Source organism: Brucella sp. 22210, assembly GCF_052045675.1.
In the GTDB taxonomy this organism is placed as follows: domain Bacteria; phylum Pseudomonadota; class Alphaproteobacteria; order Rhizobiales; family Rhizobiaceae; genus Brucella.
The window spans coordinates 133,163-154,390 of sequence record NZ_JBQEPD010000007.1 but is presented as its reverse complement, the minus strand read 5'-3'; the positions used below and the strand labels follow the sequence as shown (position 1 = coordinate 154,390).

The following is a 21,228-nucleotide window of genomic DNA, read 5'->3' as shown; positions in this document are numbered from 1 at the left end:
CATGTCCTCAGTGATCGATATCTTCAGAGGAAAGCGTCGCGGTCAGCGTATCGGAAACCTTGGCGCAATATTTCGCGTAAGAATCCGTGGTGCGGTAGTTTTCAGCCCGCGGATAAGTGCCGATGATGGGAATATCGGACACGACACGGCCCGGACGCGCCGCCATCACGATCACGCGGTTGGAGAGATAGACCGACTCGTAAACGCTGTGGGTCACGAAGATCACAGTCAGCCCGTGCTCCTGCCAAAGGCGCAGCACATCATTATTGAGCTTGAAGCGTGTCATCTCGTCGAGCGCTGCAAAGGGCTCGTCCATCAAAAGCAGGCGTGGGCGCGTGACCAGAGCGCGCGCAATAGAAACGCGCATTTTCATGCCGCCCGATAGCTCACGCGGAAAAGCATTGGCAAAGCGAGACAGGCCAACCTGCGTCAGCACTTCTTCAATGCGGGGCTTGGCTTCCTTGCGCGAAACACCGGAAAGCCGCAGCGGCAGATAAACATTGTCGTAGACGCTGGCCCAAGGCATCAGCGTCGGCTCCTGAAAAACGAAGCCGATGTCCTGCGCGCCTGAAGGGCCCTTGCCCGGAGCGTGGCCATTGACGCGAATTTCGCCCGCCGAAACCGATTCCAGTCCGGCGATCATGCGCAGAGCCGTGCTCTTGCCGCAGCCCGAAGGCCCAAGAAAGCTGACAAACTGGCCTTGCTCGATCTTGAGCGACATGTCGTTCACGGCCATGACGCCGGTGCCGTACTGCTTGTAGCAACCGTTGATGTCGATCAGTGGTGACTGGTTCTGCGAGTTGGGGGCCACGCTCATCGTCCTTACCAGGCAGGTTGGTTATTGAGCCAGGAGAGCGGCGCGCGCTCAATCTCGCCCAGCGCTTCAATCAGCCGGTCGGCGGCGAAATTAATGGTCTTGCGGCCTTTTTCGGCGGTTGCAATCGATGCATTGCCCGCTGCGCCATAGGCGTTGATGTCCTGCATCTGCCATGCGGGCTTGGCGCCGCCGCCGAGGCTGATATGCTTGTAGTCGTCGGCAAAAACTTCAGTCAGCGCGCGGAAATCCTGCGCCTTTTCCATGACCACCAGATCGGGATGCATTTCCAGCATCACCGATGTTTCCATGTCGCCAGCATGAATGCCATGCTTCAGGTCGTGCTCGCTGTAAACGCCATCGGGCATGCCAAGGCCGAACCAGTTGAGGCAGAAGACCATCATATTATGCTGCACGCGCAATTCGCGGGCAACAATGTCCATCACCGGAATATTGCCGCCATGGCTGTTGAACAGCACCATCTTGCGTACGCCGCTTGCCGCTACACAGGCGCCGATCTCGCACCACATGCGGATGACCGTCTCGACTGAAAATGTCAGCGTACCGGGATAGCGCTTGTGTTCATTGCTCTTGGCGATGGCCTGTGTCGGCAGGAACAGAACATTGCTTGTGTCGGGCAACCGCTTGATCAGCTCCGCCACCATGCCGTCGGCGACGGCGGCATCCACACACATCGGCAGATGCGGTCCGTGCTGCTCGATTGCGCCAACGGGCAACACCGCCACGAGCTTGTCGCGCTCGAGACGCGAAAACGCCTCGCTGGTGTAATCGGACCAATATCGTTTCAAGGCGGCGCTCCAAGTTTGTTTGGCGTATTGAAGCAGGAACCTTACTAAACAATCTGACCGATTGGTCAAACTAAATGTTTAAAAATCGCGGGCGGCGTGTAATTAAGATGTGAATCCGTGGTAGATGCGCCACGCGACAGACCAGCACATGACTATGATGCGCGGAAATTTCCGGAGGTCCTATGGACGAGAGATGCATTATTATAGGCGCGGGCCATGCGGGCTCGCAGGCCGCAATCAGCCTTCGTCAGGAAGGCTACGCCGGAGACATTGTCCTCATCAACGATGAGGCGGATATTCCCTATCATAAGCCGCCGCTTTCCAAGTCTTATCTCAAAGCGCCGGAACATGGCGGCCTGGTGCTGCGTCCGGAAAGCGCCTATCGCGACAACAATATCGAGATGCTGTTTGGGCATCGGGTCGAGGGCGTGTCGCTGACCGGGCGCACGGTGACCCTTGATGACGGCCGCGTGCTGAACTGGTCCGATCTGGTCTTTGCAACGGGTGCCCGCGCGCGCATTCCCGATATGCCGGGCATCGATCTTGACGGCGTGGTCACGCTGCGCCGGATGGAAGATGCGCGCCGCATTGCCGATCTGATGCCGACGATCAGCAATGTTGTGATCATCGGCGGCGGATTTATCGGGCTTGAAATGGCGCATAGCGCGCTGGCGCTCGGCAAAAACACCGTGCTGATCGAAGCAGCACCGCGTGTTCTCGGCCGCTCGGTCGCGACGCAAATCTCCGCACATGTCGAAACGCGCAGCCGCGCCGCCGGTATCACGCTGCATACCGGGCTTGGCGTGATGGCAATTGAGGGCGAAAACGGTCGTGTAACGGGCGTGAGGACCAGCGATGGGACCGTTTTCCCGGCGGATATTGTGGTGATCGGCACAGGCGCGCTGCCGAATGTGGAACTTGCCGCTGCCGCGGGACTGGTTATCGACAATGGCATTGTCGTGAACGACCATATGCGCACATCTGCGGACCATGTTTACGCCATCGGCGATTGTGTGAGCTACGATCATTTCCATGCCGGTCGTCGTGTGCGGCTGGAATCGGTGCAGAATGCGACCGATCAGGCCAAGCATGTGGCCCGCAGCATTGTCGGTCGCGCCACGCCGTTCCGCGAAGTGGCTTGGTTCTGGTCCGATCAGGGCGACATGAAGCTTCAGACGGCAGGCCTGTCGTTTGAAGCCGACCGTCATATTCTGTCGGGCAATCCCGACGATAATGCCTTTTCGGTTTTCCATTTTGCCGGTGACAGGCTGGTTGCGGTCGATTCCATCAATCGTCCGGCGGATCACATGATCGCCCGTCGTCTGCTGGCTGCCGGTATCAATCCCACGGAAGCCGATATTGCGGCGGGTGCGCCGCGTTTGAAGGAACTTCTGGCCAGCGCGCCTAAATCATAAGGATTATTCGATGAGCACTTTGCAACATTTGCTGCCCGCCGACATGGCCGCGCCTTTCGCGGCCTATAGCCACGGCGTGAAGGTGAAAGCCGGTGCCGAACTGGTGTTCTGCTCGGGCCAGCTTGGCATTGCGCCGGACGGAAGCGTGCCGGAAGATGCGGGCGCGCAGGCAGAGCTTTGCTTCGAGAATATCCGCCGCATCCTGCGCGATGGCGGCATGGAGCTTTCCAATGTCGTGCGCATCAACGCCTATGTGACAGACCGTGCGCATATGCGTCCTTATATGGACGTGCGCGACCGGCTGTTTCCGCAGCCAGCGCCAGCGTCGACATTGATGATCGTTTCCGGCTTCACCCGCGAGGAATTCAAGGTCGAAATCGAAGTCGTCGCCGCGCTCTGATTCTTTACGCGTGACAAGAAGGCGTATCGCCTTTGCCTGAAATGGGTGGTAGGTTTGCACAGCATCCTCCACTCCCTTCAGGCCTATTCATGTCAGAATTTCAGTCTTCCGCTGCGATGCGGGAACCTTCGCCGCGCTCGTCCGAGCGTATGGCGGAACTCGCGCTTGCCATTGGTGGTTTCGGCATCGGCACCGGTGAATTCGCCATCATGGCGCTTTTGCCGGATATTGCCCGCGATCTCAATGTATCGATCCCGCAGGGCGGCCATCTCATCAGTTCCTATGCGCTGGGTGTGCTGATCGGCGCGCCGGTTCTGGCGGTCATTGGTGCGAAGCTCGACCGGCGCAAGCTGCTTTTCCTGCTCATGGGCCTGTTTGCCTTCGGCAATCTCGCCAGCGCTTTCATGCAGGACTATTCCAGTCTTTATATGATGCGCTTCATCGCAGGTTTTCCGCATGGCGCTTATTTCGGCGTTGCATCGCTGGTTGCCGCATCGCTGGCCGAGCCGGGCAAGCGCGCGCAGGCGGTAGGGCGTGTGATGATGGGTCTGACAATTGCCACGCTGTGCGGTACGCCGCTGGCGACATGGCTGGGGCAGGTGGCTGGTTGGCGCGCCATGTTCGGCTCTGTCGGCCTGATTGCCATTCTGACCATGGTGATGGTGACGCTTTATGTGCCCAAGCTGCCCGCTGCTGAAGGCGCGTCGCCGCTGCGTGAACTGGGTGCGCTGCGCCGCAGGCAGGTGCTGCTTACGCTTGCCATTGGGGCTATCGGCACCGGCGGGCTGTTCTCCGTCTTTTCTTATGTCGCCGCCACCGTGACGGAAGTTTCGCATATCGATGTGAAATGGATGCCGCTGGTCTTCGTCATGTTTGGTCTCGGCATGGTGCTGGGCAATATTGTCGGCTCCAGGCTGACTGACCGATCCGTCATGGGAACCGTCGGGATCGTGCTGCTTTACGACATGGCGGTGATGCTGGCATTCCCGCTGTTGATGCAGCATCCGCTCACTGCTTTTCTCAATGTGCTTCTGGTCGGCGGCGGCTTTGCGCTGGTGCCTGCACTACAAACCCGTCTGATGGACGTGGCCGCCGATGCACAGACGCTTGCAGCGGCGCTCAACCATTCAGCGCTCAATCTGGCCAATGCACTCGGCGCATGGCTCGGCGGTTTGGCAATTGCATGGGGCTATGGCTGGACATCGACCGGTACGGTCGGCGCGCTGTTGGCTCTTGCCGGTTTGGTTGTCTTCGGAATTTCGATGTTACTGGATCGGGGAACGGCGACGACGCTTGCCTCGCAGGAAGGCTGACCGGCTATCCAAGCGGTCCGTACAAACAAAAACACCCGTCGCGGGAGGAGCGACGGGTGCTTATGGGGAAGACCGGACAATGGGGGGAGGAGGACGTCCGGTCTTTGATCGCCAGGGAAAAATGGGAGGAGGAAACCCCGGCGATAACTTGTTTGAGCGATTGAATGCTCTGGAAACCATAAGGACCGCGTGGTTAGAAGGTCGCGATCCTGAAAGAAGGCTGGTGCCTTCTGGTGGCGCTTTTCCCGCTGATTAGCGAGCAGCAGCCTTGCGTGCGACGAACGGAATTTCCGATGGCAGGATGCCGAGGTCGTTCAGTTCACGTGGGCTCAGGCGGCTCAGTTCGTTTACGGTTGTACGGTAACGGCGCCAGTTGTTGTACGAGCGGATCAGGTTCATTTCTCTCACCTAGTAAAATCTATCTCTCTGTGTTGCAAACAGCTTATAGGCTTGTGCGTTCTGAAAAAGGAGAGCCAGATTTGCATAGCTGATGTGCAATTAAGCTTGGAGATTGCATGTTTTTTACGCAGATCGGTCATTATGTTATCACAATTGTCGTTCTCCATGGCCAAATCACCGTTTTTTGGATTCTCAACGGCATCCGTCGCTATCATTTTCCGTATGGCTAGTGAAAATCTCCGATTTATACATGCATGACGGCCAATCCTCGGGTGGCTGGCGAAGCGGCTCAAGTTTTGTCGCAAAAGTTCTGGAATTTGTCGGTTGAAGACCACAATTCTACATGACTCCCAAAGCGGATTGAGCTAAGGGATTTGTGTCGGGTGCCGAAGCATGCGTTTTACAAATGCTTTTTCACTGTCTGTCTGCGGGAGAGCGCCAATTGGCCGCCGAAGGGGAAATCGCCCGAAATCTCTCAGGTACAAGGAACCGCAGACGGGTAAGACAACTCTGGAAAGTCGGGGGAAACTCCGCGCCGAAGGTGTAAGTATAGCGCTTTGCTATGCGAGTCTCTCAGGCCTGAGACAGAGGGGCACGAAGCTACCGCATTTTGCGGAAGGCACACGTGCGACTCTGGAGTTGTTATGGGCGATACCGCACATTTGAATACCCTGCCTTTGCAGGATTTGCATGAACAGGCTGGCGCGCGCTTCGGCGGCTTTGCAGGCTGGAACATGCCGATCACCTATCCGCTGGGCGTTATGAAGGAGCATCTTCATACGCGTGACCATGCGGGCCTTTTTGACATTTCCCACATGAAGCTGGTCGAAGTCTCCGGCAGCGATGCTGCGGCACTTCTGGCGGAAACCTGCCCGCTCGATCCGACGGTGCTGAAAACCGGCCAGTCGAAATATACGTTCTTCCTCAATGACAAGGGCGGCATTCTCGACGATCTCATCGTCACGCGCCTTGGCGAAGACCGCTTCATGGTCGTCGCCAATGCAGGCAATGCCGATGCCGACATTGAGCATCTGAATGAAGCCGCATCCGGCAAGCAGGTTACGGTCAATCCGCTCGACCGCGTATTCCTTGCCATTCAGGGCCCGGAAGCCGAAAGCGTTATCGTCGATGCCGGTCTGGCCGGCGCTGCCGATCTAGCCTTCATGAGCGGCTTTGAACCCAAGCAGGGCTGGTTCATGACCCGCTCGGGCTATACTGGCGAAGACGGTTTTGAAATCGGTCTGCCTGCTGATGAGGCGCGTGCGCTGGCAACCAAGCTTCTCGCCGACGAGCGCGTTGCGTGGATCGGTCTTGCCGCCCGCGACAGCTTACGCCTTGAAGCCGGACTTTGCCTGCACGGTCAGGACATTACGCCGGAAACCGACCCGGTTTCCGCTGGTCTGACCTGGGCCATCACCAAGCCTGTACGCGAGAAGGCTGCCTTCAACGGCGCCAAGCCAGTGCTTGATACTATTGCCAAGGGTGCGAGCGCCAAGCGCGTCGGCCTCAAGCCGGAAGGTCGCCAGCCGGTACGCGGCGGCGCAGACCTGTTCGATGAAAGCGGCCGCCAGATCGGCACGGTCACATCGGGCGGTTTCGGTCCTTCCGCCGGTTTTCCGGTTGCTATGGGCTATGTCGAGGTCAGCCTCGCTACCCCCGGCACACGTGTTTTCGCTGACGTTCGCGGCAACAAGGTTCCCGTTGACGTTTCGGCGCTTCCCTTCACACCGCATCGCTATCGCAAAGGATAATTTCCATGGCCAAAATCCTGTTCACCGAAGATCACGAGTGGATCAGCGTCGAAAACGGCGTCGCCACTGTCGGCATTACGATCCACGCACAGGAACAGCTGGGCGACCTCGTTTTCGTCGAGCTGCCGGAAGTCGGTCGCACCGCCTCCAAGGGCGAGGGCATCGTGGTTGTGGAATCGGTCAAGGCCGCTTCCGACGTTTATGCGCCGGTTGACGGCGAAGTGGTGGAAGTCAACGAAGCCGTATCGTCCGATCCGGCTCTGATCAATCAGGCTGCCGAAGGCGATGGCTGGCTGTTCAAGCTGAAGCTTTCGGATGAAGGCCAGCTTTCCGGTCTCCTCGACAAGGCCGGTTACGACGCACTGGTAGGATAAAGCGATGACCCAGCAGGTTCTTCCCTTTGTTGCCCGTCATATCGGGCCAAGAGTTGAAGACGAGCGCGCCATGCTGGCCGCGCTCGGCCTTCCTTCGATGGAAACCCTCATCACGCAGGCTGTTCCGGCATCCATTCGCCTCAACCGTGCGCTGGATCTGCCAGCGCCCTTGAGCGAACATGCGGCACTGGCCGAACTGAATGAAATCATGGGCCGCAACGTGGTGAAGAAGAGCTTCATCGGTGCGGGCTATCATGGTGTGCACACGCCGCCGGTGATCCAGCGCAACCTGTTTGAAAATCCGGCCTGGTACACGGCTTATACGCCGTACCAGTCGGAAATCAGCCAGGGTCGTCTGGAGCTGCTGTTCCACTTCCAGACGCTGGTTGCCGAACTGACCGGCTTGCCGGTTGCTTGCGCTTCGCTGCTGGATGAAGCGACGGCTGTTGCCGAAGCCGTGGGCGTTGCCTGCCGTCATCATCGCGACAAGCGCAGCCGCGTGCTTCTGGCTGGCGATCTGCATCCGCAGACCGTCGATGTCGTCAATACGCGCGCCGAGCCGCTCGGCTGGCTGGTTGAAGCTGGCAGCACGGTCGATGACAACACCGCTGCGGTCGTCGTGCCGTGGCCGGATACCAAAGGCGTTTATGGCGACTTCTCCGGTGTTATTGCCGATGCAAAAGCCAAGGGCGCGCTGGTTATCGCCGTTGCCGATCCGCTGGCGCTGACCATCATGGAAGCCCCTGCCAAGTGGGGTGCGGACATGGCTGTCGGTTCCATGCAGCGTTACGGCGTGCCGATGGGCTTTGGCGGCCCACATGCCGCTTATCTCGCCGTGTCCGAGCCGCTCACCCGCATCATTCCAGGCCGCATTGTCGGCCAGTCGGTCGATGCGCATGGCCGCGCGGCCTATCGTCTGGCGCTCCAGACCCGCGAACAGCATATCCGTCGCGACAAGGCGACCTCGAACATCTGCACCGCGCAGGCGCTGCTCGCCAATATGGCGGTGTCCTATGCCATCTGGCATGGTCCGGCAGGCTTGCAGGCAATTGCAACGCGCATTGCCGGTCTTGCTGCCCGCTTCGCCGCTGGCCTCAAGGCTGCTGGCGTCGAAATCGCGGGTGACAGCCTGTTCGATACGGTTTCGGTCAAGGTGGCTGGCAAGGCTGCGAAAATCGCCGACGAAGCCGATAAAGGCGGTCGTCTGCTGCGCGTCGTTGATGCTGACACAGTTGGCGTGACTTTCGATGAAACCTCGACCGAAGACGATCTGGCCGCACTGGCTGTTCTGTTCGGCGCGAAGGCTGTCGAAGGCGACGCGGTTCTCGTTCCGGGCGACGCGCGCGGTGAAGGCTTCCTGACGCAGGATGTATTCCATTCGCACCGTTCCGAAACCGAGATGATGCGCTTCCTGCGTCGTCTGGCCGACAAGGATCTGGCGCTTGACCGCGCGATGATCCCGCTCGGTTCCTGCACCATGAAGCTCAATGCGGCGGCAGAAATGATGCCGGTGAGCTGGAACACGGTGGCCAATCTGCATCCCTTCGCACCTGCGGCACAGACCGAAGGCTATGCGAAGATGACGGCTGATGTCGAAGCATGGCTTTGCGAAATCACCGGCTTTGCGGGTGTTTCGCTGCAGCCAAATGCAGGCAGCCAGGGCGAATATGCCGGTCTCTTGGCCATCCGTCATTATCACCAGTCGCGTGGCGAAGGTCATCGCAACATCTGCCTGATCCCGTCGTCTGCGCATGGCACCAATCCGGCCAGCGCCTCGATGGCAGGCATGAGCGTTGTCGTGGTCAATTGCCGTCCGGATGGCGATATCGATATCGACGATCTCAAGGCCAAGGCCGAGAAGCATCGCGATAATCTCGCCGCCTTCATGATCACCTATCCGTCGACCTATGGCGTGTTCGAAGAAGGCATCAAGGCTTTCTGCGAAATCGTGCATGACAATGGCGGTCAGGTCTATTTCGACGGCGCAAACCTCAATGCGCTTGTTGGCCTTGCGCGCCCTTGCGATATCGGCGCCGATGTCTGCCACATGAACCTGCACAAGACCTTCTGCATTCCGCATGGCGGCGGTGGTCCAGGTGTCGGTCCGATTGGCGTTGCAAAGCATCTGGTGCCTTATCTGCCGGGTCATGTCGACCTCGGTTCCAAGCACGCTGTTTCGGCTGCACCGTTCGGCAGCGCGTCCATTCTGGTCATTACGTGGATGTATATCCGCATGATGGGTGGCGCGGGTCTGAAAAAGGCAACCGAAGCTGCAATCCTCAACGCCAACTATATCGCGCATCGTTTGAAGGACGCTTATCCGATCCTTTACACGGGCGCGCATGATCGCGTGGCACATGAGTGCATCGTGGATACGCGTGTTCTGAAAGATAGCGCGGGTGTGACCGTGGAAGACGTGGCCAAGCGCCTCATCGACTATGGTTTCCATGCGCCGACCATGTCGTGGCCGGTCGCTGGTACGCTGATGATCGAGCCGACGGAATCCGAGCCGAAGTCGGAAATCGACCGTCTTTGCGATGCGATGATTGCCATTGCAGGCGAAGCGAAGAAGATTGCCGAAGGCGTCTGGCCGCAGGACGACAATCCACTCGCCAATGCGCCGCACACCGCAGGCGATACGCTGGCCAGCGAATGGACGCATCCTTACACCCGTGAGGAAGCGGTTTTCCCGGCGATTGCCCTTGGCGGCGAATTCGACGCGACGGCAAAATACTGGCCGCCAGTCAGCCGTGTGGACAATGTCGGTGGCGACAGAAACCTCATCTGCTCCTGCCCACCAGTTGCAGCCTATGGTTGATTGCCGGTCTGGCCATTGAAAATGCAAAAGCGCCGCGGAAACGCGGCGCTTTTTTAATGGCAATATCTTTATTGTAACTTGGGATTTCGCGTGCGGTGCGAGTTAGCACATATATTTAACGTGTTGAATGATGTAGAATATCGATCATACGGAGAATTTGTGAAGTTTATTGTCTCGATTGCGTTGGCCGCTTTTACTTATACTGGATTTGCCTCAATTGAATCGCAAGCTGAAGTCTCGCCCAATGAGCCTGATGCTGCAGCACAATGTTGGTGGGAGGGTGCGCCTCCTAAACGTTGTTGCATAGACTCTTATGGAAATCATACATGCTGACCGAGTCTGGTAGATTCCAGAAATAAGTTGATTTTATGCGGAAGCTCTACTTCGGTGGAGCTTCTTTTTATTGGGCGCTACAGAAATCTGGGCAAAAAAAGAGCCGGACTAAGAAGTCCGGCTTAGTTATGAAGGTGCCACTTGGGCAAACCTCCAGAGGGGAACACTTACCGCGCGCAATGGGAGGAGGCACAGCGGTAAGTAACTCCGATATGGATCAGTTAGCCCCATTGTTCAACCCCTTAGTCGCTTTTTTTTGACGATTTCGGAAGATTATGAAGTTTTTCACCCGTTTATGGTCGCGGCTAACGATGCAAACATGGGTTGTGTTTCATTTCGGATCAGGTTGCGATTGCTAAAATACAAAATCTTTTCCGTAGGATAGCCCATGAGTCGGGGTGGATCAAACGTCCGTATTTTGTCAGGCTTGCCTTATTTGCTCCCATAAACGCATGAAATCATTAGAATAATTCTAAAACATTCCTATCGTAGTCATGTTCATTTGTCTTGCAGTGGGCGCGAGCTACTTATAAAAGGTGACCAACCGTCGGCACTTAAATCGAGCGCGATTTTTTGTAAGCACGATGCGTGGATTGAAAAGTTAAGTGCGTGCTTTGTGCGCCCGGCCGGTCGCGCAGCGCACTCATTGAAGAAGGCTTAGGCTGACCGAGAACTTGCCCGAGAACTGATTAAAGGGGCGGGCCGGTTTCTTTGTCTGTTTGGATAGATCGAAATGCTCGTACCGTTTCTCATCATGTTCCGCGAAGGCGTGGAAGCAGCGCTGATCGTTGGTATCATCGCGAGCTATCTACATCAGACGGGACGCAGCGCCTGGATGCCGGTTGTCTGGATCGGCATTTTGCTGGCGCTTGCCATGTCACTCACGGTCGGCGCGTTCCTGCAAATTCTGAGCGCGGAGTTTCCGCAAAAGGCGCAGGAGCTTTTTGAGGCCACCATCGGATTGATCGCCGTTTTCGTGCTGACCTCAATGGTGTTCTGGATGCGCAAGGCGGCGCGGTCGATTAAGGCCGAGCTGCACCACTCCATCGATGCGGCTTTCGAAACGCCGACGCATAAAGGTGTCGGCCTTATCCTGATGGTGTTTTTCGCGGTTGCTCGCGAGGGGTTAGAGTCGGTCTTCTTCCTGCTGGCCGCATTCCAGCAAAGCGAAGGACCAGCGGCACCGCTTGGTGCTTTGTTGGGCGTGTTGCTTGCTGCTGCTGTCGGCTATTGCATCTACAAGGGCGGGTTGAGGCTCAATCTGCGCCGTTTCTTCCGCTGGACTGGCGTTTTCATCCTGATCATCGCCGCTGGTATTCTGGCCAATTCGGTGATGGCGCTGCATGAAGCTGGTCTGTGGAATCATTTCCAGACGGTCGTCTTTGATGCGAGCGATGTTCTGCCGCTCGACAGCACGCTTGGTTCGGTTCTGGCTGGCATCTTCGGCTACATCGCCACGCCGACCGTGAGCGAAGTCGTGGCCTATGTCGCCTTCCTTGTTCCAGCCCTCATTCTTTTCCTGATGCCGTCGTCTGCGCCCGTTCAGGGTGCGCAGGCCAAGCATAGCGCCTAGTCAACGAGATTTTCATGACGAACCCAAAAGCCACCGAACCGTTTTCCCGCAATCTGGTTCGCATCGGACTGGTGCTGGCCGTGCTGCTGCTCGTGGCGGCGGGCGCAGCCTTCTATTACGCCTCGCGCGTTTCGGACAAGGCGCGCCATGCGGATGCCGAAGGCAAAATTCAGGTGGCGATCAATGCGAAAAGCTGCGAGCCGAACGAATTGACCGTTCCCGCTGGCCGCTCGGTGTTCGAGATCATCAACAAGTCTGACCGTACCGTCGAATGGGAAATCCTCGACGGCGTCATGGTGCTGGAAGAGCGCGAGAACATTGCGCCCGGTTTCAAACAGACCATTACGGCAAAGCTAGCTCCGGGCGAATATCAGATTACCTGCGGCCTGCTGTCCAATCCGCGTGGCAAACTGACGGTGACGCCATCCGCCGCAAGCGATGCCGAAAAGGGCAAGAAGCTGCCGCTAACCGCCTTCATCGGCGCGCTGGCGGAATATCAGATCTATCTCGCAACCGAAGTGGCGGAATTCCAGAAGGCGACTGGCGATCTGTCGGCTGCGGTTGCCAGCGGCAATCTGGAAACCGCGCAGGCCGCCTATGGTCCGGCCCGCGCTGCCTATGCCCGCATTGCGCCTGTTTCGGAAGCGTTCTCCGATCTGGATACGGCCATCAATGCCCGTGCGGATTATTTCGAAAAGCGTGAGCAGGACCCCGCCTTCGGCGGCTTGCATCGTATCGAATATGGCCTGTTCGAGCAGAAATCAGCGGAAGGTCTGGCCCCGGTCGCGGACAAGCTGGCACAGGATGCCGGTGCATTGAAGGAGCGTATTCGCGCCCTGCGTATTTCGCCGGATCGTATGCTCGCAGGCACCGCATCGGCGCTTGATCGCTTCGCCTCCACGGCAGGCGATACGGGTGAAGACCGCTATGCCCATACCGACCTGCAAGCCTTTGCCGGTCTCATCGAAGGTGCGGCCAAGACGGCTGATGTATTGCGTCCCATCGTGGACAAGGTCGATGCGAAGGCATTTGAAGGCATCGACAAGGAACTGGCTGCGGTGAAGGCTCTTTTGAGCGCCAATGCCGAAGGCAATGGTTTCAAGGCCTACGACAATCTCTCGTCTGATGAAAAGGCGAAGATCAAGGACGGCGCAGCTTCGCTTGCCGCCCAATTCTCTAAACTCCGCGATCAATTGGGAGTGGATTAATGACCAAGAAATTTTTGAAAACTGATAATCCTGTTTCACCTTCACGCCGCGCATTGCTGCTTGGCGCCGGGGCAACCGGCGTTGCCGGCGCCGTGGCGGGAGTGTTGAAACCGCAACCGGCTCATGCGCTGTCTTCCGACAGCGTGACCAATGCGCCGGAAAGCGACAAAATTCACGAAAGCCAGCCTTTCCATGGCGTTCACCAGCCGGGCATTGTCAATGCGCGTCCGGCGGCCGGTCTGGTTGCGGCCTTCGACGTTCTGGCGCGAGATCGCAGTGAACTCGAACGCATGTTCAAGCTTTTGACCGAGCGCGCTGCCTTTCTGATGAAGGGCGGCGAGCCGCAGCAGCTTGACGCGAAGTTTCCGCCATCGGATTCAGGCATTCTTGGCCCGACTGTAACGCCGGACAATCTGACCGTGACGATCGCTCTCGGACATTCGCTGTTCGATGACCGGTTTGGTCTGAAGCCGATGAAACCGCAGCAGTTGCAGCGCATGACCGGCTTTCCCAACGACGCCTTGCAGAAAGATATCTGCCACGGCGATCTGATGATCCAGTTCTGTTCCAATACGCCGGACACCAATATTCACGCGCTCCGCGACATCATGAAGAACATGCCGGACTTGCTGATGGTGCGCTGGAAGCAGGAAGGCACTGTGCCGGTCCAGCCGCCGCATTCGCCGAAAGCCAAGGAAAGCGCACGCAATTTCCTCGGTTTCCGCGATGGTTCGGCCAATCCGGATGCGTCCGACAAGAAGCTGATGCAGCAGGTCGTCTGGGTGCAGAAGGAAAGCGACGAACCCGATTGGGCTGCCAATGGCAGCTATGTCGCGGTGCGCATCATCCGCAATATGGTGGAGCGCTGGGATCGCACGCCGTTGCAAGAACAGGAGACGATTTTCGGTCGTCGCAAGGATAGCGGCGCGCCGTTCGACGGCAAGACCGAAGCCGATGTGCCGGATTACGCCAAGGATCATGAAGGCAAGGTCACGCCGATGGATTCACATATCCGGCTGGCCAATCCGCGCGATGCCATGGCGCATGAGAACCTGATCCTGCGCCGTCCTTTCAACTATTCGAACGGCGTCACCAAGTCGGGTCAGCTCGATATGGGGCTTCTGTTCATCGCCTATCAGGCCAATCTCGAAAAAGGTTTCATCACCGTCCAGAACCGCCTCAATGGCGAGCCGCTGGAAGAATATATCAAGCCCATCGGCGGCGGATATTTCTTCGCGCTGCCGGGTGTGAAGGACGATCAGGACTATTACGCACGTGGATTGCTTGCGGCGAGCGGGCCGCAAAACGCCCGCGGGTGAGGTGGAGGCATTTCCCAACTGCCCCAAGCTGTTTGGTGAAATGCGCAAACAAGATGACAGAGCGTTTTGAACGGTTGAGGCCGGAACGCTCTGTCGATCATCATGGAGAGGCTAAACATGAAGTATCGTCTGCCATTACTAGCATCGGCTTGCGCCGTCGCGCTCTCGCTCAGCTTCGGTGCTGCCAAGGCCGAGGTTTCGCCGCTGGATCTCGTCCAGCCGATTGCCGACTATAAGGTCTATGTGCAGGAGCACCTCGACATTCTCGTGAAAGACACCAAGGCTTTCACGGATGCGATCAAGGCTGGCGATCTGGCAAAGGCCAAGGAACTCTATCCGTCTTCACGCGTCTCCTATGAGAAGATCGAGCCGATTGCCGAGCTTTTCGCCGATCTCGATGCATCCATCGACAGCCGCGCTGACGATCATGAAAATGGCGAGAAGTCAGACGACTTCACCGGTTTCCACCGCCTTGAATATGGTCTGTTCGCACAGAACACGACCGATGGCCTGGCTTCTTTTGCCGACAAGCTCTATGCCGACGTTCTGGAACTCCAGAAGCGCGTCAAGGATCTGACCGTTCCGCCTGAGAAGGTCGTGGGTGGTGCAGCCGCGCTCATGGAAGAAGTGGCCGCAGGCAAGATTTCGGGTGAAGAAGACCGTTACAGCCACACCGACCTTTGGGATTTCAAGGCCAATGTCGATGGCGCACAGAAGATTGTCGAGCTGTTCAAGCCGCTGATCGAGAAGGAAAATCCTGATCTGATCAAGAAGGTTGAAGCCAACTTCAAGACCGTTGACGATATTCTTGCCAAGTACAAGAAGGGCGACGGCTACGAGACCTATGACAAGCTGTCGGAAGACGACCGCAAGGCGCTTGCCGGTCCGGTGACCACGCTGGCAGAAGACCTGTCCACGCTGCGCGGCACGCTCGGCCTGAACTAATCAGTTCCAGCAATGGAAAATGGAAATGGCGGGCATTGCCCGCCATTTTTTTAGATTGCGCCCGGATAGACTCTCACCGGCCGGTTATCCTTGACGGATTCCATCACCACGAAGGTCGATGTGCTTGCCACATTGGGCAGGCTGGAAATCTTTTCGCCCAGCACTTCACGGTAGCGACGGATATTGGGCGTTCGCACTTTCAGAAGATAATCGAATGAACTTGCGATCATGTGGCACTCTTCAACCTCGCGTATCTTGCGAACGGCAGTGTTGAAAGCATTGAGCGCCGCCTCGCGCGTATCGGACAGTTTGACGGTCGTGAAGGCGATGTGGTCGATGCCCAGTTTTTCCGGATCGATCGCCGCGCGAAAGCCCAGAATATAGCCTTCATCGACCAATCTTTTCAGTCGCGCCTGGCATGGCGTTTTGGAAAGACCGACCTTTTTCGACAGCTCGGTGACCGGAATTCTGCCGTCTTCGCTCAGGACTTCCAGAATGCGCCGGTCGAACTGATCCAGATCGTCCACAGACTCTATTTTTCGCATTCATTTTGCCTTTATAGATCGCGATAATAAGATTGATTTTCCTTTATATGGTTCAAATCAAGGCAGAATGCAATTTGCGCCGATGATAGTGTGCACCCAAATAAAACAGAGGTAAACTGGGCGCTACGCCCGGGCCTGTTCTCTTTTGCGAGCCTTGCACCATGACTGATAAAATTCCTGCCTCTACAAATCCGGTTTTCCAGAATTTCGCGCCGCCGATCCGCGAGCAGAGCGCTCTGCGTCAGATCATTACGAGCGCCTATCGCCGTTCGGAAGCGGAATGTGTGACGGCTCTGGTTGAGCAGGCGACACTCCCGGAAGAAACCCGCAAGTCTGTTCGCGCCACGGCCCGCAAACTGATCGAGGCGCTGCGCGCTAAGCACAAGGGCACCGGCGTTGAAGGTCTGGTGCATGAATATTCGCTGTCAAGCCAGGAAGGCGTGGCGCTGATGTGCCTTGCCGAAGCGCTGCTGCGTATTCCGGACATGGCAACGCGCGACGCGCTCATCCGCGACAAGATCTCCAATGGCGACTGGAAGTCCCATATTGGCGGCGGTCGTTCGCTGTTCGTCAATGCGGCAACCTGGGGCCTCGTCGTTACCGGCAAGCTCACCAACACCGTCAATGATCGCGGCCTTTCGGCTGCGCTGACGCGCCTTATCGCCCGCTGCGGCGAGCCGGTCATCCGTCGTGGCGTCGACATGGCCATGCGCATGATGGGCGAGCAGTTCGTCACCGGCGAAACCATCGACGAAGCGCTGAAGCGCGCCAAGCCGCTGGAAGAGCGCGGCTTCCGTTATTCCTACGACATGTTGGGCGAAGCCGCGACCACCGCTGCCGACGCCGAGCGTTATTACAAGGATTACGAAACCGCCATTCATGCTATTGGCCGCGCTTCCGCCGGTCGCGGCATCTATGACGGCCCCGGCATTTCCATCAAGCTTTCCGCGCTGCATCCACGCTATGTCCGCTCGCAGAGCGAACGCGTCATGGGTGAATTGCTGCCGAAGGTGAAGGCGCTTGCGGCCATTGCCAAGTCCTACAATATCGGCCTGAACATCGATGCCGAAGAAGCCGACCGTCTGGAACTGTCGCTCGATCTGTTGCAGAGCCTGATCGAAGATCCGGATCTGGCCGATTGGGAAGGCATCGGCTTCGTGGTACAGGCCTATGGCAAGCGCTGCCCGTTTGTGCTCGATTTCATTATCGATCTGGCTCGGAGTAACAAGCGCCGCGTCATGGTGCGTCTGGTGAAGGGCGCCTATTGGGACGCCGAAATCAAGCGCGCGCAGGTGGACGGTCTGGAAGACTTCCCGGTCTATACCCGCAAGGTGCACACCGACGTGTCCTACATCGCCTGCGCCCGCAAGCTGCTGGCGGCAACCGATGCCGTCTTCCCGCAGTTTGCGACGCACAATGCGCAGACGCTGGCGACGATCTATCACATTGCCGGACAGGATTTTAAAACCGGCCAGTTCGAATTCCAGTGCCTGCATGGCATGGGCGAACCGCTCTATGACGAAGTTGTCGGCCCGTCCAAGCTTGGCCGTCCGGCCCGTATTTATGCGCCGGTTGGCACGCATGAAACGCTGCTGGCCTATCTGGTTCGCCGTCTGCTCGAAAACGACGCAAACTCGTCCTTCGTCAACCGCATTGGCGATGAAAATGTGTCGGTCGATGAACTCGTTGCCGATCCGGTCGAGGTCGTGCGCTCCATGGCTGTCGTCGGTGCGCGCCATGACCAGATTGCGTTGCCGGAAGGCCTCTATGGCGCTCGCCAGAATTCTGCTGGTTTCGACCTGTCCAACGAAGTGACGCTCGACGCGCTGAGCAAGAAGCTTGAAGCAACGGCAGATCGCAACTGGACGTCCGAGCCGCAGGTTGCAGGCAACAAGGTCAAAGGCGCAAGCCGTCCGGTACTCAACCCGGGTGATCGCGAAGACGTCGTCGGCACGGTTACGGAAATCGATGCCGCTGATGTTGCGAAGGCCATGGCTGTTGCGAAGACGGCGACTGCGAGCTGGTCGGCTGTTGTACCTGCTGAGCGTGCCGCTTGCCTTGATCGCGCTGCCGACATCATGCAGCGCGACATGCCGGAACTGCTCGGCCTTGTGATGCGTGAAGCGGGCAAGTCCATGCCGAACGCCATTGCCGAAGTGCGCGAAGCCATCGACTTCCTGCGTTATTACGCCGAACAGACGCGTCGCACGTTTGGCGTTGCCCATAAGGCATTGGGTCCAATCGTTTGCATCAGCCCGTGGAACTTCCCGCTCGCCATCTTCACCGGCCAGATTGCTGCAGCGCTTGTTGCAGGCAATCCGGTGCTGGCGAAGCCTGCCGAAGAAACGCCGCTGATTGCCGCGCAGGGCGTGCGCATACTGCATGAAGCCGGTATTCCGGCTGATGCACTTCAGCTCCTGCCGGGCGATGGCCGTATTGGTGCAGCGCTGGTTGCAGCGCCGGAAACCTGTGGCGTGATGTTCACCGGCTCGACCGAAGTTGCGCGTCTCATTCAGGCCCAGCTTGCGTCCCGTCTGCTGCCAAATGGCAAGCCGATCCCGCTGATCGCCGAAACCGGCGGCCAGAACGCGATGATCGTCGATTCTTCGGCGCTTGCAGAACAGGTCGTCTTCGACGTTATCGCTTCCGCTTTCGACAGCGCTGGCCAGCGTTGCTCGGCGCTGCGTGTGCTCTGCCTTCAGGAAGACGTGGCCGACCGCATTCTGGCCATGTTGAAAGGCGCGCTGCGCGAATTGTCCATCGGACGCACCGACAAGCTGAAGGTCGATATTGGTCCGGTCATCACCGATGAAGCCAAGGGCATCATCGAAAAGCACATTCAGGGCATGCGTGAGCTTGGCCGCAAGGTTGAACAGCTTCCGCTTGGACCAGAAACAGCCAAGGGCACCTATGTTGCGCCGACCATCATCGAAATCGAAACGCTGCGCGACCTGAAGCGTGAAGTGTTCGGCCCGGTTCTGCATGTGGTCCGCTACAAGCGCGATGACATGGAGCGCCTGATCGACGATATCAACGCAACGGGCTATGGCCTGACTTTCGGTCTGCATACGCGTCTTGATGAAACCATCGCCAATGTCGCCGACCGTATCCGCGTCGGTAACGTCTATATCAACCGCAACGTCATCGGTGCGATTGTCGGCGTGCAGCCATTTGGTGGGCGTGGCCTGTCCGGCACCGGCCCGAAGGCGGGTGGTCCGCTCTATCTCGGACGGTTGGTGGATACGGCGCCGATCCCGCCGCGCCACAGCTCGGTTCACACCGATGCTGCGCTCAAGGATTTCGCCAAGTGGCTCGGCCAGCGCGGCATGAATGATCTGGCGCAGGCTGCGCGTGAGACGGGTAGCGTTTCGGCACTTGGTCTCGATATCGAGCTGCCGGGTCCGGTCGGCGAACGCAACCTCTATGCGCTGCATCCGCGTGGTCGCATTCTGCTGGTGCCGCAGACCGAAATCGGTCTCTATCGCCAGCTGACGGCAGTGCTTGCCACCGGCAACACGGCTGCAATCGATGCGGCTTCAGGCTTGCAGGCAAGCCTGAAGGACCTTCCGGCCAGTATCGTTGCCCGTATCAGCTGGAGCAAGGACTGGCAGGCAGATGCGCCTTTCGCCGGTGCACTTGTGGAAGGCGACAGCGCGCGCATTCTTGAGGTCAACCAGAAGATCGCAGGGCTGCCGGGACCGTTGGTTCTGACGCAGGCGGCATCGACGGAAGAACTGGCCGCAAAGGATGACGCCTACTGCCTCAACTGGCTGTTGGAAGAGGTATCGACTTCGATCAACACGACGGCTGCGGGCGGCAATGCCAGCCTGATGGCAATTGGCTGATCACACTCTGTTTACATATTTGAAAAAGGCGGCTTCAGGGCCGCCTTTTTCATAAACTTGTCATCCATGAGGGATAGCGCAACAAAGATTTGTTCGTTTGATTCTCACTGGAAGTAGTCATGACATTGCAATCTCGACAGAATCTTGAAGCGCGGCTGGCGCTCGCACAGACGCTTGCACAGGAAGCGGGCACGAAGGCGCTGGATTATTTCAATCGCCGCGAGACGCTTGTGATCGAAACCAAGGGGGACTTGCAGGATGTGGTGTCTATCGCAGATCGTGATGTCGAGCAGCTTATTCGTGCCCGGGTTTCGGAAGCCTTTGCCGAAGACGGATTTCTCGGTGAAGAGTTCGGGCTGAACACGGGATCGTCCGGTTATACCTGGGTGGTCGATCCCATTGATGGGACCAGCCCCTTCGTCAATGGCATGCCGAGCTGGTGCGTTTCCATTGCTGTTCTCAAGGATGGTGAACCCGTTGTCGGTGTCATCTATGCGCCATGCTTCGACGAGCTTTATGTATCAGCCGAAGGGCAGGGCGCGACCCTCAACGGCAAGACGCTGACGCTCGATCCGTCGCGCACCGTTCGCAATGCGGTTACCGGTATTGGCGCAAACCATCACGTCACCCCGCAGACGATTGCGAAGATCGTTGAGAACCTGCTTGAAGCTGGTGGCACATTCATTCGCAACGGTTCTGGCGCGCTGATGATTGCCTATGTGGCAGCGGGGCGTCTCGTTGGTTATTACGAGCCCTATATGCGCGCATGGGACTGCATGGCGGGCATCTGCCTTGTGCGCGAGGCTGGTGGTTATACCCATCCTTTTCCGACCGATGGTGAAAACCTCACCAAGGGGAACAAGGTCTTCGTTGCGGGTCCAGGTGCGGTGGATGATCTGAAGAAAGTCGCTGGATTATAAGAAAAAGCCCCGGATTTCCGGGGCTCTATTCATGGTTATCTGAGGTATTCGATTTTCCAGCGGTCCGTCGACGTTTCAGTAAAATAAACATAAGTATCGCTAGGATCGCTTCTGTTTGTGCTGAGATACAGTAAGTTCGATCCGGAACCCGTGGTGATTGTCCCCGCATCTGGGTTGTATGTAAGAGACACTGGCATTGCGCTGCTAAGATTAGCGGCCCATGCCCGAGCAGAGCTGTGAGGATTGGTAGGGTCCGAATCTTGCCGCAAGACCAAATTGGCTTCGCGCGGGTACATCTCTAAGGTGAAAGTGGTTTGGTTTGTTGAATGCACATTCGTTTCTTCGATTGGGTGCATGATCCAATTATCATATCCTTGGTGATGGATTTGTCCCGCCAAGTCTAAATGCATAACGGCAAACGTTTTGTCATCCAGCTCTTGATGTAGA

The 21,228-nt window shown here is 57.6% G+C and carries 16 protein-coding genes and 1 riboswitch; of the genes, 12 read left to right on the top strand and 4 right to left on the bottom strand.

Annotation, left to right across the window (positions count from 1 at the left end):
* Positions 1-7 precede the first annotated feature (7 nt).
* A complete protein-coding gene (locus ACTJKP_RS11695; protein ID WP_440630775.1) occupies positions 8-817 on the bottom strand; it encodes an ABC transporter ATP-binding protein in 810 nt (269 codons plus the stop codon).
* A 5-nt stretch (positions 818-822) separates the two neighbouring features.
* On the bottom strand, positions 823-1,623 hold the full coding sequence (locus ACTJKP_RS11690) for a creatininase family protein (RefSeq protein WP_440630774.1): 801 nt from the start codon (positions 1,621-1,623) through the stop codon (positions 823-825).
* A gap of 182 nt (positions 1,624-1,805) precedes the next feature.
* On the opposite strand from ACTJKP_RS11690, the gene ACTJKP_RS11685 reads away from it, so the two are divergent.
* From ACTJKP_RS11685 to ACTJKP_RS11675, 3 genes are all read left to right on the top strand, one after another.
* On the top strand, positions 1,806-3,038 hold the full coding sequence (locus tag ACTJKP_RS11685; RefSeq protein WP_440630773.1) for an NAD(P)/FAD-dependent oxidoreductase: 1,233 nt from the start codon (positions 1,806-1,808) through the stop codon (positions 3,036-3,038).
* Positions 3,039-3,048: 10 nt separating this feature from the next.
* Positions 3,049-3,438 carry a RidA family protein gene (locus ACTJKP_RS11680; protein WP_440630772.1) on the top strand — a complete coding sequence of 130 codons (390 nt, stop codon included), beginning with the start codon at positions 3,049-3,051 and terminating at the stop codon, positions 3,436-3,438.
* An 89-nt stretch (positions 3,439-3,527) separates the two neighbouring features.
* A complete protein-coding gene (locus tag ACTJKP_RS11675) occupies positions 3,528-4,751 on the top strand; it encodes an MFS transporter (protein ID WP_440630771.1) in 1,224 nt (407 codons plus the stop codon).
* A gap of 252 nt (positions 4,752-5,003) precedes the next feature.
* Here the strand turns inward: ACTJKP_RS11675 and ACTJKP_RS11670 are convergent, their stop codons facing one another.
* Positions 5,004-5,150: a DUF1127 domain-containing protein gene (locus ACTJKP_RS11670; protein ID WP_078336788.1), complete on the bottom strand. Its 147-nt coding sequence runs from the start codon at positions 5,148-5,150 to the stop codon at positions 5,004-5,006.
* Between the two features lie 418 nt (positions 5,151-5,568).
* Positions 5,569-5,652: riboswitch (glycine riboswitch) on the top strand.
* A gap of 142 nt (positions 5,653-5,794) precedes the next feature.
* Between ACTJKP_RS11670 and gcvT the strand changes: the two genes are divergently transcribed.
* The 7 genes from gcvT (at position 5,795) to efeO (ACTJKP_RS11635) (ending at position 15,471) form a co-directional block, all read left to right on the top strand.
* Positions 5,795-6,901, top strand: coding sequence for a glycine cleavage system aminomethyltransferase GcvT (gene gcvT, locus ACTJKP_RS11665; RefSeq protein ID WP_440630770.1), 1,107 nt, complete (start codon positions 5,795-5,797; stop codon positions 6,899-6,901).
* A 5-nt stretch (positions 6,902-6,906) separates the two neighbouring features.
* Positions 6,907-7,275 carry a glycine cleavage system protein GcvH gene (gene gcvH / locus ACTJKP_RS11660; RefSeq protein WP_078336790.1) on the top strand — a complete coding sequence of 123 codons (369 nt, stop codon included), beginning with the start codon at positions 6,907-6,909 and terminating at the stop codon, positions 7,273-7,275.
* Between the two features lie 4 nt (positions 7,276-7,279).
* Entirely contained in the window at positions 7,280-10,093 is a 2,814-nt protein-coding gene (gene gcvP, locus ACTJKP_RS11655) for an aminomethyl-transferring glycine dehydrogenase (RefSeq protein WP_440630769.1), read from the top strand.
* Between the two features lie 1,066 nt (positions 10,094-11,159).
* Positions 11,160-11,999 carry an iron uptake transporter permease EfeU gene (gene efeU / locus ACTJKP_RS11650; RefSeq protein WP_440630768.1) on the top strand — a complete coding sequence of 280 codons (840 nt, stop codon included), beginning with the start codon at positions 11,160-11,162 and terminating at the stop codon, positions 11,997-11,999.
* Between the two features lie 14 nt (positions 12,000-12,013).
* Positions 12,014-13,207: an iron uptake system protein EfeO gene (gene efeO / locus ACTJKP_RS11645; protein WP_440630766.1), complete on the top strand. Its 1,194-nt coding sequence runs from the start codon at positions 12,014-12,016 to the stop codon at positions 13,205-13,207.
* On the top strand, positions 13,207-14,526 hold the full coding sequence (gene efeB / locus ACTJKP_RS11640) for an iron uptake transporter deferrochelatase/peroxidase subunit (protein ID WP_440630765.1): 1,320 nt from the start codon (positions 13,207-13,209) through the stop codon (positions 14,524-14,526). Before efeO (ACTJKP_RS11645) ends, efeB begins: the two co-directional genes overlap by 1 nt.
* Positions 14,527-14,643: 117 nt before the next feature.
* Entirely contained in the window at positions 14,644-15,471 is an 828-nt protein-coding gene (gene efeO, locus ACTJKP_RS11635) for an iron uptake system protein EfeO (protein ID WP_440630764.1), read from the top strand.
* 50 nt (positions 15,472-15,521) lie between these two features.
* Here efeO (ACTJKP_RS11635) and ACTJKP_RS11630 read toward each other — a convergent pair whose 3' ends face one another.
* Positions 15,522-16,016 carry an Lrp/AsnC family transcriptional regulator gene (locus tag ACTJKP_RS11630; RefSeq protein ID WP_078336797.1) on the bottom strand — a complete coding sequence of 165 codons (495 nt, stop codon included), beginning with the start codon at positions 16,014-16,016 and terminating at the stop codon, positions 15,522-15,524.
* Between the two features lie 161 nt (positions 16,017-16,177).
* Here ACTJKP_RS11630 and putA point away from each other — a divergent pair, with 161 nt between their 5' ends.
* Positions 16,178-19,861 carry a trifunctional transcriptional regulator/proline dehydrogenase/L-glutamate gamma-semialdehyde dehydrogenase gene (gene putA / locus ACTJKP_RS11625; protein WP_440630763.1) on the top strand — a complete coding sequence of 1,228 codons (3,684 nt, stop codon included), beginning with the start codon at positions 16,178-16,180 and terminating at the stop codon, positions 19,859-19,861.
* Positions 19,862-19,980: 119 nt separating this feature from the next.
* Positions 19,981-20,781: an inositol monophosphatase family protein gene (locus tag ACTJKP_RS11620; RefSeq protein WP_440630762.1), complete on the top strand. Its 801-nt coding sequence runs from the start codon at positions 19,981-19,983 to the stop codon at positions 20,779-20,781.
* The last annotated feature ends 447 nt before the right edge of the window (positions 20,782-21,228 follow it).

Bases quoted from the DNA above. Each gene is read 5' to 3' on its own strand.
- ACTJKP_RS11695 (WP_440630775.1), bottom strand. From the start codon at position 817: ATGAGCGTGGCCCCCAACTCGCAGAACCAGTCACCACTGATCGACATC.
- efeO (WP_440630764.1), top strand. From the start codon at position 14,644: ATGAAGTATCGTCTGCCATTACTAGCATCGGCTTGCGCCGTCGCGCTC.
- ACTJKP_RS11685 (WP_440630773.1), top strand. From the start codon at position 1,806: ATGGACGAGAGATGCATTATTATAGGCGCGGGCCATGCGGGCTCGCAG.
- gcvH (WP_078336790.1), top strand. From the start codon at position 6,907: ATGGCCAAAATCCTGTTCACCGAAGATCACGAGTGGATCAGCGTCGAA.
- ACTJKP_RS11620 (WP_440630762.1), top strand. From the start codon at position 19,981: ATGACATTGCAATCTCGACAGAATCTTGAAGCGCGGCTGGCGCTCGCA.
- efeB (WP_440630765.1), top strand. From the start codon at position 13,207: ATGACCAAGAAATTTTTGAAAACTGATAATCCTGTTTCACCTTCACGC.
- efeU (WP_440630768.1), top strand. From the start codon at position 11,160: ATGCTCGTACCGTTTCTCATCATGTTCCGCGAAGGCGTGGAAGCAGCG.
- ACTJKP_RS11630 (WP_078336797.1), bottom strand. From the start codon at position 16,016: ATGCGAAAAATAGAGTCTGTGGACGATCTGGATCAGTTCGACCGGCGC.
- ACTJKP_RS11670 (WP_078336788.1), bottom strand. From the start codon at position 5,150: ATGAACCTGATCCGCTCGTACAACAACTGGCGCCGTTACCGTACAACC.
- efeO (WP_440630766.1), top strand. From the start codon at position 12,014: ATGACGAACCCAAAAGCCACCGAACCGTTTTCCCGCAATCTGGTTCGC.
- gcvP (WP_440630769.1), top strand. From the start codon at position 7,280: ATGACCCAGCAGGTTCTTCCCTTTGTTGCCCGTCATATCGGGCCAAGA.
- gcvT (WP_440630770.1), top strand. From the start codon at position 5,795: ATGGGCGATACCGCACATTTGAATACCCTGCCTTTGCAGGATTTGCAT.
- ACTJKP_RS11680 (WP_440630772.1), top strand. From the start codon at position 3,049: ATGAGCACTTTGCAACATTTGCTGCCCGCCGACATGGCCGCGCCTTTC.
- putA (WP_440630763.1), top strand. From the start codon at position 16,178: ATGACTGATAAAATTCCTGCCTCTACAAATCCGGTTTTCCAGAATTTC.
- ACTJKP_RS11675 (WP_440630771.1), top strand. From the start codon at position 3,528: ATGTCAGAATTTCAGTCTTCCGCTGCGATGCGGGAACCTTCGCCGCGC.